This is a genomic window from Streptomyces sp. NPDC001700 (assembly GCF_053596435.1).
The window spans coordinates 100,257-112,693 of sequence record NZ_JBSFGE010000024.1; the positions used below are offsets into that span (position 1 = coordinate 100,257).

Sequence of the window (12,437 nt, forward strand, 5' to 3'; positions counted from 1 at the left end):
ATTTCCTGTCCGAGAAGACGCGCCGCGCTCCGCGTCGTTGGCCGATGGCTGCGCCTGGAGCTATGCCGCGAACCGCTTGAGCAGCGTGGCCGCTCATGTCCGCCTCTGACACCCACGACGATTCCCAGTGATCATGGTGTCACAGTGCGTCGGCGCCCGGAATCCCATGTCCGGTCGCCGAGCCCCGTGGCCTGCCTGCCCGAGCGTCCTCGTCCAGTCGGCTACACGGCGTCAAAGTCGGCGAGCAGTGCCGTGACGCGTGTTGGTGCCTTGTCGAGCACGAACTCGTCGATGAAGACGACATCAGGAATCCCGCTGCCGTCCGCTTCGGCGGCGGCGCGCACGTTCTTGATCCGCTGAGGCTGCAGCGATTCGTCAGCCGCCTCGAACGGGCTCTTGGCTGCCACCCACAGGCGATCCTCGAAGAGGACCGCAGGTCCCGTTCCTCCGAGGTCCTCCACGAATTGGGCCTCTGCGGAGCGGAAGTCTGAAGCCCAGTTTTTCAGCAGCCCTGCAGCCTGCCTGCCTGGCTGACCCTGGTAGTCCTCCCCGGCCTCGAGGATGGCGAGGAGGTCGGAGGCCAGCCGCCAGTCGAGCAGGCTGTGGTACGCCATGTTGGTGTAGTCGCGCAGGCACTCGTAGCACGAGCCCCGGCAGTCGCGGTTGTGCGTGCCGGAGGAGAACACAGCCAGCATCTCCTTTGCGGTCGACATGAGGTCGCGGAAGACGTCGGGTTCGGCAAGGTGCGTGCAGTAGCCGGCGCCGTTGTCCAGGGTGTCGGACAGGAACGAGAAGGTACGCGCCTCTCTAGTCGCCGAGCCTGCTCCGTGGATGCCGGCCGCGATCTCGTTGGGCTGGACCTGGAGGAGGGTGCCCGCAGCCGTGCGCAGAAGCGCCGCCAGTGAGTACCACGCGGCCCGTCTGCCGGAGCGGTCGTCCGGGAAGCCGGTGCTCTGCGGCACGGATGCCAGGTTGAGACGCAGCCCGGGCCTGGAGAGCTCTCCGGTCCTGGGGCCGAGGAGGAACAAGTCGGTGTGCTGTGTGGCACCGAGGGCGGTGATCACGGTCGCCTCACCCGCCGCAACATCTTCAGCGAGCCACGGGGCCAGTTCGGCTGCCCCCTTCTCCAAATACGCTCCCGCCCACCGTGAAGTCGGCCGGATCTTGGCAAACTCGAAGAGCCGCCCCCCATTGTCGTTGACCGCGCAGCGCCGCCCCTTCCCCGCGTGGACGACTAGACCGGGCTGCGAGATTTGCACCGGCGCGGCCCTCTCAAGATCGGCTGCCGTGCGCGGCGCCAGGGAGCGTGCGCGCCACGCGAAGTTGCCGTCGAAGTCGCGGGCCCTGCCGCCGCAGAAGAAACCGGCCGGTTCCCGGAGTTCGATCTCGCGGTATGAGCCGTCGGCAGCTCCGCATGCACGGCAGGGCAGCGGGGTGCCGTCCTCCTCCTGGGCCTGCGGTGCCTGCACCTCGTCGGCCAGGTGGCCGCAGGCCCGGCAGATGCCGATGAATTGGGCTGACCCGAGCGGTTCGTCGACAGTGCGCGGCACCTTGCCCGTTGGTTCGAAGGCGACGACTCCCGTGGCCGTATGGACTTGCCCGTCCTTCACTGTCTCGGCGCCGGGTGCAAACTGCGAGACGGCGATGTCGAGCGACCGGTCGACGACACCGCCGGGAGGCCATGGATACGAGTCGCTCGGGCGCCTCGTGTACAGGTACCGAGCCGACGTGGGGAATCCGAACATGGGCAGCAGTCCGGACTCGGCCAGTCTCTGGCTGAGTTCGTGATGGCCGCGATGCTGCTGTGCGATCTTTGTGATGCTGTCCACGAGTTCCTCAGCGACCCAAGCCGCCGCTTCCTCGGCGGGCCACGCGCTGCGCGTCCGCTGCGCGAGCGCCTCTGCGAGGCTCCTGACCTCGGCGTGATGCGACGTGATCCACGCGCCTACCGCGTCGCTCACAGCGGGCCAGTCGGCGCAGCGTCCGAACTGGCCATGAACATTGCGTGTGGGGTCGAGATCGCTATTGTCGCCCGATTCCTTGCCCACGGAGTCGAAGGCTCGGCGCAGGACCTCGGCCGCCAGTACCCGCTGGTAGATGTCCCTCATGTCCGTGGAGAGGTAGGGCCTCGGGGTAGCGTCGTTGGTGATGCGCTGGGGGTCTTGGAAGTAGTGCTCGTCGTGGCTGCGGCCTCGGCACACGGTCAGCGCGAGCGCGACCGGTGAGTCCCGGCGGCCCGCGCGGCCCACTCGCTGCTGGTAGTTGAACCGAGTGGGTGGCATGTTCGCCATGAGGACGGCTGAGAGAGGGCCGATGTCGACACCGGCTTCCATCGTTGTGGTGACGGAGAGGACATCAAGGGTGTCCGGACGCGGGTGCTCCTCGCCGTCGAGGAAGATGCCCTGGAAACGCGCCTGCCGGGACTGTGCGTCGAGCCTGTCCGTCTGCCCAGTCAATTCAGCGGCATTGAGCCGGAAGTTGCCCAGCTGCTGGCGGGCCATCCAGGTGTAGTAGTCGCTCTCGACGCCTTTGAACTCTTCCGGCCGGTCCGGCAGAGGGCGGAAGCACTTCGTGCAGAGCCCGACTCCAGGGTGGAGGTGTCGGCGGCTGCAGTGGAGGCAGGTCCAGGAAGCGTCGCGGCCGCGGCGCATTGCGACCTGTTCAGGCTGGATGAGGTACTTGACGACGGCCGGTTCCCAGATGCGCTCCACGGTCTTCTGGAGGGCGTCCGGTTCTTGGTTCAGGTGGTTAGCGGCACTCTTCCAGAACTCTCGGAGTTTCTTGGGCGGTTCGTCGAGCGGACCGCGTAGTCCCGCGAACCGGCGCATATGGCCGAGGACACGCAGGCTGGCACGTACAAGCGCCGCGTCGGAAGCTCGCTCGGCCTCCAGAGGCGCCTGGTCCGTCACGAGGGTGAGCCAGCCCAACCCGAGGGACTCGAAATCCCGCCCGGCGCTACCGAAGAGGCCGCCGAGCAGTTCCGTGCTGAGGGCCTCCCGGATGTCTTGGCGCAGTTGCTCTTGGCGCTTGCTCAGTCGGCTGCCCACTTCTGGTTGCACCGTGTCGTTGCCGCCGGCAGGCCAACGGTACAGGGACGTCCACGACGGCCGTGATGTCCCGTTCTGGTAGGCCACGCGCTGGAGAGACGGCTTCGGCCCTCCAGGGTTGACCCCCATCCGCGCTAGGCGTTCCGCGACTTCAGCGGTGTGGCTGTCCAGGCTGGGAACGCGGCTGAGGAGCCCATAGAACCCTTCTTCCTCGGACGGGTCAGGCGGGTCGGCGAGGCTCAGGACAGCCAGAGGCGCCTGGAGCCTCTCCCAACTGTCGTACGTCTTGAGGTCGCGTGCCCGGAGCCGCTTGCGTGCGGCCATGGCCGCTGCTTTGTCTACGGGCTCACCTGATGACTGCCGGAAGAAGCCGGATACGACGGCGAGGTCGGCTACCGGGTCCCCCTGGCCGTCGACCTCCTTCGCGAGCATCAGGCGCAACAGGTCCTGGTAGTGGCGGAGGCCGAGGCCGGCGGAGAGCTTCGCAGCGTCCTGCCGACTGTCTGAGAAGACTACGGCTTGGCGGTTTGGGAGGAGTGACAGGATTCCTGTGGTCAGGACCTGGTTGACCTTCTCGAAACCGGTGCGCATGGACCGTACAGGGGTACGCATACGGCGGCTGTCGGTCAGGCTCAAATGCTCTCTGCCAAGCCTTGGGGTCTCCCAGTCATCGCCGCACCTGGGGCACTGGGTCGGCGCTGCCGGCAGCTGCTCGGCTCGGAGGCGGTTCTTCCCCTTCTTGGAGCGCGGGACGGTGACATGGAACGACCATCCGGTGTAGTCCCGGTGGCGGTTGCGGAGGATCCCCGTACGCGGGTCGTACTTGCTGCGCTTGAACTCGAAGCTCGCGCCTAGCGCTCCCTTGCCGGAGGAACGGTTCCAGGCTCGTTCGTTTACGGCCGGTTCGTCTTTGCGCGGCCAGTAGACAATGTAGTTGGCGGCATTGGGACCGAGAGACGCCACGTCAGGGAGCGCCTCCAGGTCGGGAAGGTCCGCGAGCAGCCCCGCGTCGAACCCGTCACGCTCGGCGTTCTCGAAGGCTGACTTGGGAGCGTAGCCGCCGAGGAAGGCGTCTCCGCAGTTCTGACAGTAGAGAAGTTCGAGCACGCGGGCATGGCAGCTGCACCGAGGAGTGGGCCGTGAATACAGCCTTCCGACGGTCCGCTCAGCGTCCTCTGGGCGTGCGGCGTCCGGGCAATCGGGGTCTGAGCAGGCCCATACACCGGGGATGTTCCGGAAGAAGAGGTGGCCGCGGAGTCTGGGGGCCCTCGGGTCCGCGCTGCGCCGCAGCGCTCCGAGGACGCCGCGCAAGGCGGCTTCCTGAACCGCGGGATCGACCTGGGGGAAGAGTCGGGCCGCGACCTCGTGCTGGAAGCCCGCGATCAGCCGATCGCCGTCCCGCAATGCATTGACGAACGCGTCGGATGCGCCGGTCTCCTCCAGTAGCCTGTCGGCCTCGGCTGCCGCTGGAGCTTCCCCGAGAGCCGCGAACCGGTCGGCGTGCGCTGAGATGTCCCGGCGTGTACGCGCCGGGAGTTCGAGCCTGCCACCGAGGACCTCGAAGCGGTCGCGATCGACTCCGAAGAACTCCTGGAGGAAGTCGAGGTCGCGGGGCGCCTCCAGAGACGCCGAGGCCGCCAGAACGCGGAACTTCTCTGGCTTGTCGGTCAGGCCCAGCCGGTGCCGCAGGTTCCGCAGGAGGAATGCGATCTCCGTGCCTGCGGTGCCGCGGTACATGTGGAGCTCGTCCACGACCAGAGTGAAGCGGGCGTCCGGGACCTCCTCCAGCCAGCGCCGCGTCTTGTCGAAGATGCCCGACTCGCGGGAGCGCATCAGCATGACGTTGAGCATGCTGTAGTTCGTGATCATGATATCCGGCGGTGCTTGGATCATGTCCCAGCGGCAGCGCATTTCTGCGCCGTCGAGCCTGGGTAGGAAGAACCGCCCTTCCCCGCCTGCCTTGTGCGCCTGGCGCGACCGGTCCGCGGTCGCCGCGAATTCCTTACGCAGCGTCTTCACACCTGCGGCCGAGCCGATGTCGCCGGGCACCGGCGTCGCCCCGGTGTAGCGGCCGAAGTAGAAGCGGTGCCCTGGCCGGGACCGCTCCAGCCAGCCTCGTACCGCGTCGCTGTCCAGGGCCTTGCGCAAGCGCATCATCTGGTCGTCGACGAGGGCGTTCATGGGGTAGAGAACCATGGCCCGGACAGCGGCATGCCGACCACTCTCCCCTGCTCGTTGCGGCTGGTAAGCGCTGTCAGGTGACATCCACCAGCGGTTCGACGGCAATGCGGCCGCCGACCAGGCCGCGGACTCGCGCACCAGGTCGGCCAGGACGGGAAGCATGAACGACTCCGTCTTTCCGGAGCCGGTGCCCGCCGTGACGACCACGTCGCGGTCGTCACGCACCGCTGCGACCAGGGCCTGGTGCTGGTGCTCGTACAGTGATGGAACGCCGTTTAGGAGCCCGAGCCGCACCAGTTCGGCGAGCTCCGGGTGGGCTTCGGCCTCCCGTACCGAGTCGGCAATGCCGGAGTCCATCGACGTGTACCTCGGGCGGACCTCGATGAGAGGGTAGCGCCAGGCCCCGCCATCGGTGTCGAAGAGCCGCTCCCGCTCGCGTTCAAGATGGTCGTCGGCAAGCCCGAACGGCGTGTTGTAGTAGCGGAACAGCGCATCTTTAAGGTGCTCGAACGTCCCCAGGATGTCGGCCTCCCGGCCGATGCTGCCGGGCTGCGCTTCGGGAGCGTCACTCATGGTTCTCCGTAAGGTGCTGGCCGAGCGAGTCGGCGATCTTCTCAGCCACGTCCTTGGGGACGTTGTCGTAGGCAAGGTTCTCGGCGTGCTCGTTGATGCGCGGGGCGAGCCCGGAGCACAGGGTGGCCACCCGCCGGTGCAGGTCGGGCAGCGGATATCCCCAATCGACATGGAGGGTGCCGATAAGCCCGCATCCGGGTTCCTTGTCGGGGAACCAGCGGAGCACGTCCGCGTCCGGACCCTGCTCGCCCAGCACGGCGTAGACCCCTTCCTCATGGCCGGTCTCGTACCACGCGCCGTCACGCAGGACCTGACACACGCGCTTGCCGTCGCTCTGCCTTATCCGGTACAGACCGTCCCCTTGGGGTCGCCGCATCCACTGGTAGGTACGGCGGTCCAGGTTGTACCGCTCCAACGGCTTCCCGAACTCCGGTACGGAGGCGCGCGCTTCGAGGCTGATCAATGGGAGCAGCGCGGCGCTTTGGAGGGCGAAGCACGGTGTGTATGTGACGCCGAGTCCACCTGACCACTCTTTCAGTTCCGCCTCCTCATCAAACTGGACGAGCAATGAGGTTGGCAGCGGGATGTCCCGCGTAGGGCGGGTGCTCGGCACCCTGAAGACTTCGATCAGCCCGTCCTGCACGGCCAGTTCCAGCCGCCCCTCAAAGGCGGCTGTCCTGCTGCCGGTCAGCACAGCGAGTCCCCGGGCTTGTGGCAGGCGGGTCAGCACGGGCGGGGCCGCGCACCAGCGCCTGTTGCGCCAGTCGATGTCCAGATAGGCGAGGGAGATGGCGTCGCGCAGCCAGCGGCCGGGGGCGCCGGGCTCGACATCCGGGCAGCGGGCGGCTGCCAACCACCACATTCCCTGCTGGACGTCGGAGAGTGCTCCCTCGCCCAACTCGCTCACCCAGCGCAGCAGCAGATCACCGGGGTCGATCATCATCTTCCCTGCATTCCAACGACCTCGCCCGCCGCTGCCACATAGTCACGCCAGGCAGGAGTCCGCAGGCGATCGGCCGCACTGAGTACGGCGTAGGCCCAGGCGAAGTCGCTGGCCCCGGGCGTCGGCGCGGGGATATCTGGTTCCTCGACGAGAGCCCGCACCGACCACCGTGCCGCTGTCCGGTAGATCAACCAGACGTAGCCGTCAGGTATCTCAGCCTCCAAGCAGGGGGTGAGGACCTCTTCCGGCAGGCCGCGCTTCCGCATCCACGTCGGCGCCGACCGCTGCCGCACCTTGAGTACATGACCGCTGGGATCGGTCAGCACAGCCTCCAACATGGCGCTCCGGACAATCTCGACACGCTGTACTGCGCCCGTGTCCGGTATGCACGCGCCGCGGATCATGGGTTCCGCCCCGTCCGCCTCAGTGAGCCGCTGCGCTGCTGCACTGCCGACGCAGCGGTACCCGAGCGACCCTGTGCCGGGCGGAAGCCCTTCGTGCAGCCCGTCGTGGAGCGTGAAGAGCTCGCTGCTCTGCGCGGTGCCGACCCGGTGCTCGCCCTCGTCCAGTGGGACGCGGCAAAGCGGGAATGGAATACGAGGGTCAGCGCGTAGCGTCTCAGCACAGCCGTCGAGGACGACTTTCACCAGTCCGTCTGGGGGCTCCCCCTCGGGCAGCCGCAAATCCGGGGCGCCGCCCCGAAGGTAGTGGCCTGCCAGACCCGCACCGACCCGGTACTCGTGAGCGATCCGGAGCCCGCCGGACAGCTCCGCTTGCTGCCGGACCTGAGGTTCCAAGACGTGTACGTGCGCTCCGCCGCGGTCCAGGGTCCGGGTAAGGCCGATGCCGTTCAGCGCGCGTACGCCCTTGAACAGCTTCCACCCCGGCACAGGGCCCGCCACCTCTCGTATGGTGCGGGCCCCGAGCGCTTTGACCATGGTCCTCACGTCGTGGACGGCTGTGTCCGCAGCGAGAATCCAGTGCTGCTCGCCGGGTTCGAAGTACTCGGTACTCACCCAGTCCCCAAGATGGGGGTGCTTTCTCAGCAGCACGACCTCCTGCGGCACCCATTCCAGGACGAGGGCGTCGCCTTCGAGGCGCACTCCGTTCGTGAGTTGCTGCGGGGACGGCTGCAGGGTCTCCAGTCCGCCGTATACATCGCCGTACTCCTTGCGGAGCGCGAAGGTACGGCCGCCTGGCAGGCTCACATGAGCTTGTAGCAGCCCGTCGACGGTTTCAGCCAGCCATTCGGCGCGGGTCCCTTGATCAGCGATGACGAGACGGAGGCCGTTTGCCCGGCGCCGGTATCCGCGCTCGGGCTCGTGGAGGGTGCCGTCCCAGTCGTCGGCCAGCCGTCGCAGCAAGCTGGTGATCAGCGCCTCACCGGTTTCGGCCGCGTTCTCCATCTCGTCCCGCAGCCGATGGGAGAGGCCGCGGTCCCGGCCCGCCGTCCATATGCGGAGCCGCCGTAAGAGTTCTCTTCCGGATACCTGGTTCGGGTTGTTGGGCCTCAGGCGGGTGGCCGCGAAGAACCGGGTGAGGATCTGCCGGTCCGCGCCGCGGACCAGTGCCTGCGAGATAGGGAAGCCGATCTTCCAGTAAGGGTCACCTGTGCTCACCGTGCTGGTCCCGTAGAGGCCACCGGTCTGCTCAAGCCAGGCGTCGAGTTGCTCCCACATCTCCGCGACTTCTAAGAACGCGTGCTCCAGCTTGTTCGCACGGTAGCTGCCAGACTGCTCGCCGAAGAGCTGGACCCACCGGCCGTAGAAGTTGGTCTTGCGCATCCCGTCGGACGAGGCCATGCGGGTGGAGGCCAGAACGGACAGCGCCAGAACCGGGAGACTCGGCGGAGGCCCTGTGCTCCCGTCAGCTGCCCAAGCGCTACATGCCAGCTGGATGCGCTGGAACAATGGCCTCTCCGGCGCGGCCCAGTTGAGTTCCTCGGCTACAGCTTGACTGAGTCTGCCTTCGATGCCGTTGAGCGTCGCGAGGTCCCGCTCGATCTCATCGTCGACGTATAGAACTGTGCTGCGCAGCGCGTGCGCCTCACCGAAGAACTCTGCAGAGAGCACCTGGTGCCAATGCTTGTACGCAGCTCTCATTGTGCCCCCCCGGGTCTATATCCGCGTGCCAACTACGGCAGGGAGCGTGCGCTCGACGGGCGATCGGCCTCCCCATCCGCACCACTGGAAATGGCGCAGTTGTTTGTCCGCGAGGTGGGGCAAGCGGAAGAAACGCACTCGGTGCGTTATACAGCTCAATCACATTACTACGGCTTCTGCCTGTGCAGCAGGTACATGCGAGGTGCTATCGGCTTGCCGCATGGCACGATGCGAGTCGGCTGGATCGCCTATCGCATGAACGCCAGCAGTCTGAGTTTTGATAAGCAGGCGCTTTGCACCCCGAGCCGGGCAGGGGACAGCACCTGGCGGATAGCCGATAGGGAACGCCACGAGGTAACGAGCCGACCTTGCTTGGGCCCCGCAAGGGCGTCGATCCGCTGATGAGCGGTTGGTATAGAACTCGGGGACGATGCGTGCTTCGGGGTTCCAGCGGCATGGACACACGCCCCTCGATATCGAACTGCGGTTCTACTGGTTGGGTGAACAGGGAAGGCGTCAGCTTGCGGGTCGGGAACAAGAAGGTGAGCCAAGAAGACGACGCAGGGCGGAAGACACCTCCCGAGCAGCTGACTGCCGACGTGCGCTCACCTTCGAGTTCGACTCGATAAAGCCCAAGATGCGCTCTTGGACCGAACGGGGTGGTCAGGAGTGACTGTGTGGGCCCGTGGGGCCGTACGGGACGGTGGCGGGGTGAGGCGCTGACGGGAATTGCGGGGCGTACGACGGCGGGAGCGCGTACGTCGGGTGCGGGGGCTGCTGGGGGGTTGGGGGCTGGGCGGCGTAGCCGTACCCGTAGCCGTAGCCGCCGTATGGCGGGGTGGGCCAGTACGGCGGGGGGATGGGGGTCTGGGGTGGGCCCGGGTAGGGGAGGGGGAGGGAGAGGGCCGCGTGGGCCAGGGCCGGTTGGGCCGTTTCGCGGCGTTCCCAGAGGACGTCGAGGAGTTCCCGCTCGCGGGTGGTGAAGTCCGGGCCCGCCGTGCCCCGGTACGCGCGGCGGCGCAGGAAGGCGAGGGAGGTCGCGGAGGCGATGTACTCGCCGACCGCGCGGGCCGCCGCCGCGCCCTGGGAGCGGCGGGCGAGGTCGCGGGCGATGCCTCGGGCGCGCATCGAGGACAGCGCGAAGGGCTCGGGCGGGGTGAGCCACCCGGCCGCCTGGTAGGTGGTGAGCTGATCGCGTACGGCGCGCAGCTCGTTGTTGCGGGACCAGATGGTGAGCCAGGTCAGCAGCCCGAAGACGGGGACCATGAACGCGGCGTAGACGATGATGAAGCCGTAGCCGCCGAGGGTGGACGAGCCGTTCCAGAGGCCGTGCAGGACCATCGCCGCCAGCAGCGCCGCGACCGGCAGCAGGATGCGGCGGGTGCGCTGGTGTGCGGCGGCCGCGGCGGCCAGGCCGAAGCCGACGCCGGTCATGGCGGTGAACAGAGGGTGCGCGAAGGGGGACATCACGCCGCGGATGAAGAACGTCGCGGCGGTGGTGGACCGTATGCCCGAGTAGCCGAACTCCTGGTCGCTGACGAAGGCCGAGCCGAGGTAGAGGATGTTCTCGGTGAAGGCGAAACCGGTGGCGGTGATTCCGGCGACGACGACCCCGTCCACGATCCCGTTGAAGTCGCGTCGTCGGAACACGAAGAGGAGGAGGACGGCCGCCGCCTTGGCGCTCTCCTCCACGAACGGCGCGACGAACGTGGCGCCCCAGGTATCGGCGTCGGCCTGGCCGCCCGGGGACGACGAGTCGGCGATGGTGGTCATGAGCCACTCGGTGGCGAAGCCGTTGGCGATGAGCGCGACGAGCGTCGCGGCGCACGCGCCCCAGGCGAAGGCGAAGATCAGGTTCCGCCAGGGTTTCGGGTCGACGCGGTCGAGCCAGCGGAACACCGAGATGATCAGCGGTACGGGCAGTACGGCGAGGCCGAGCCCTACCAGGAAGCCCTTGGTGCCGGTCTGTTCGCGGACGAGGGCCAGGATGACCAGGCCGGAGAGCGACAGCAGTCCGATGAGCGCGGTGGCGCGCAGCGCCTTGTTGTCCCAGAGGCGGGTGAGGCTGAAGCGGCTGGTTCTGCCCCACGCCCCTGGGTGTCCCGGGTGTCCCGGGTGTCCCGGGTGCCCGGGGTGGCCTGGGTGTCCGGGGTAGTCCGGGTGCCCCGGGTGTGGCGCGTGTGGTGCGTGGGGCCAGCCTCCCGGAGCGGCCACGCCGTCGAGCCACGGCTGCTGGTCGTACGGCCCGTACGGCTCGTACGGCGTGACCGGCGGATCGGGCGGCTGGTGGGGGGACGGGGACTGATGCACTCAACCGACCCTAACGAACGGGGGTGTGGCGGACTGCGGGATTATCCCCATCCGCGCAGGGCCACTATGCGTCGTTGCGGCGGAAGATCAGGTCGTGGACGATATGCCCCTTGTCCAGCCCCTGGGACTCGAACTTGGTGAGCGGGCGGAAGTCCGGGCGCGGGCTGTAGCCGCCGTCGGGCTGGGTGTTGTCGAACGACGGGCTAGCGGTCAGGACCTCCAGCATCTGCTCCGCGTACGGCTCCCAGTCGGTCGCGCAGTGCAGCAGCGCGCCGGGGCGCAGGCGGGTGGCGGCCAGCTCGACGAACTCGGGCTGGAGCAACCGGCGCTTGTGGTGCCGCTTCTTGGGCCAGGGGTCCGGGAAGTAGACGCGCAGCCCGGAGAGGGCGGCGGGCGCCAGCATCTCGCGCAGCAGGATGATCGCGTCGCCGTTGGCCACCCGGACGTTGGACAGCCCGTCGCGTTCGGCGAGGGCGAGCAGATTGCCCTGGCCGGGGGTGTGGACGTCGACCGCGAGGATGCCGGTGCCGGGGTCGGCGGCGGCCATCTGCGCGGTGGCCTCGCCCATGCCGAAGCCGATCTCCAGGACGACGGGGAGGTCCGGGTCGCCGAACAGCTCGCCGAGGTCGAGCGGGTGCAGCCCGTCGATGTCCAGCCCCCACTGCGGCCACAGGCGGCGCAGCGCCTCGCCCTGGCCGATGGTCACCCGGCCGCGGCGGGGGCGGAAGGAACGGATGCGGCGCTCATGGTGCGAACCGGCCGGGTCGGCGGCGGGCCCCCCGGGGAACCGCGGCTCGGCGCGGTCGCGGGCAGGGGCGGGCACGGGGCGGTGGCGCTCCGCGTGGGCATCGGGGGCGGTGGAGTTCTCGGACACAGTGCTTCCGATTCTACGGGCGGGGGTGGGTCCGCTCCCGGGTGCAGGGGGGTGGGCTTTTCCCTCACCCCGCCCCTTCCCGAAACCGGGGGCTCCGCCCCCGGGCCCCGGCTGGGGCTCCGCCCCAGACCCCTTTCGGGGGCTCCGCCCCCGTACCCCCGTCGGGGCTCCGCCCCCGCGCCCCTGGCTGGGGCTCCGCCCCTGCGCCTCCGGCTCGGGCTGCGTCCGCGCGCCTCCGGCTGGGCTGCGTCCGCGCACCCCCGGCTGGGGCTCCGCCCGCGCGTCCCCGGCTCGGGCTGCGCCGCCGCGCCCCCGTCGGGGCTCCGCCCCTGCACCCCCGGCTCGGGTTCCGCCCCGCACCCCCGTCGGCACCGTGGCGCGCCCCCCGTCGGCACCGTGGTGGTCGC

5 protein-coding genes are annotated in these 12,437 nt (G+C 68.6%); all 5 read right to left on the reverse strand.

Translation table 11 applies throughout. The features are described from left to right. Window positions 1–221: 221 nt before the first annotated feature. The 5 genes from ACWC5C_RS33365 to trmB all read right to left on the reverse strand — a co-directional run bounded on the left by ACWC5C_RS33365 (window position 222) and on the right by trmB (window position 12,030). The gene (locus ACWC5C_RS33365; protein ID WP_450881597.1) at window positions 222–5,801 is read right to left on the reverse strand and encodes a DEAD/DEAH box helicase; all 5,580 of its coding nucleotides are present in this window, start codon (window positions 5,799–5,801) and stop codon (window positions 222–224) included. Then, complete coding sequence (locus tag ACWC5C_RS33370; RefSeq protein ID WP_450881599.1) at window positions 5,794–6,744, reverse strand: hypothetical protein; 951 nt, start codon at window positions 6,742–6,744, stop codon at window positions 5,794–5,796. Before ACWC5C_RS33370 ends, ACWC5C_RS33365 begins: the two co-directional genes overlap by 8 nt. Further along, window positions 6,741–8,816: a hypothetical protein gene (locus ACWC5C_RS33375; RefSeq protein WP_450881601.1), complete on the reverse strand. Its 2,076-nt coding sequence runs from the start codon at window positions 8,814–8,816 to the stop codon at window positions 6,741–6,743. Before ACWC5C_RS33375 ends, ACWC5C_RS33370 begins: the two co-directional genes overlap by 4 nt. Window positions 8,817–9,509: 693 nt before the next feature. Further along, window positions 9,510–11,156: a PrsW family intramembrane metalloprotease gene (locus ACWC5C_RS33380; RefSeq protein WP_450881603.1), complete on the reverse strand. Its 1,647-nt coding sequence runs from the start codon at window positions 11,154–11,156 to the stop codon at window positions 9,510–9,512. A 64-nt stretch (window positions 11,157–11,220) separates the two neighbouring features. After that, window positions 11,221–12,030 (reverse strand): tRNA (guanosine(46)-N7)-methyltransferase TrmB, encoded by an 810-nt coding sequence (trmB, locus tag ACWC5C_RS33385; RefSeq protein WP_450881605.1) that lies wholly within the window; start codon window positions 12,028–12,030, stop codon window positions 11,221–11,223. Window positions 12,031–12,437: the final 407 nt, after the last annotated feature.

What these genes read in the sequence shown, in the direction of transcription:
- ACWC5C_RS33365 (WP_450881597.1), bottom strand. Translation starts at nt 5,801, where the DNA reads ATGAGTGACGCTCCCGAAGCGCAGCCCGGCAGCATCGGCCGGGAGGCC.
- ACWC5C_RS33370 (WP_450881599.1), bottom strand. Translation starts at nt 6,744, where the DNA reads ATGATGATCGACCCCGGTGATCTGCTGCTGCGCTGGGTGAGCGAGTTG.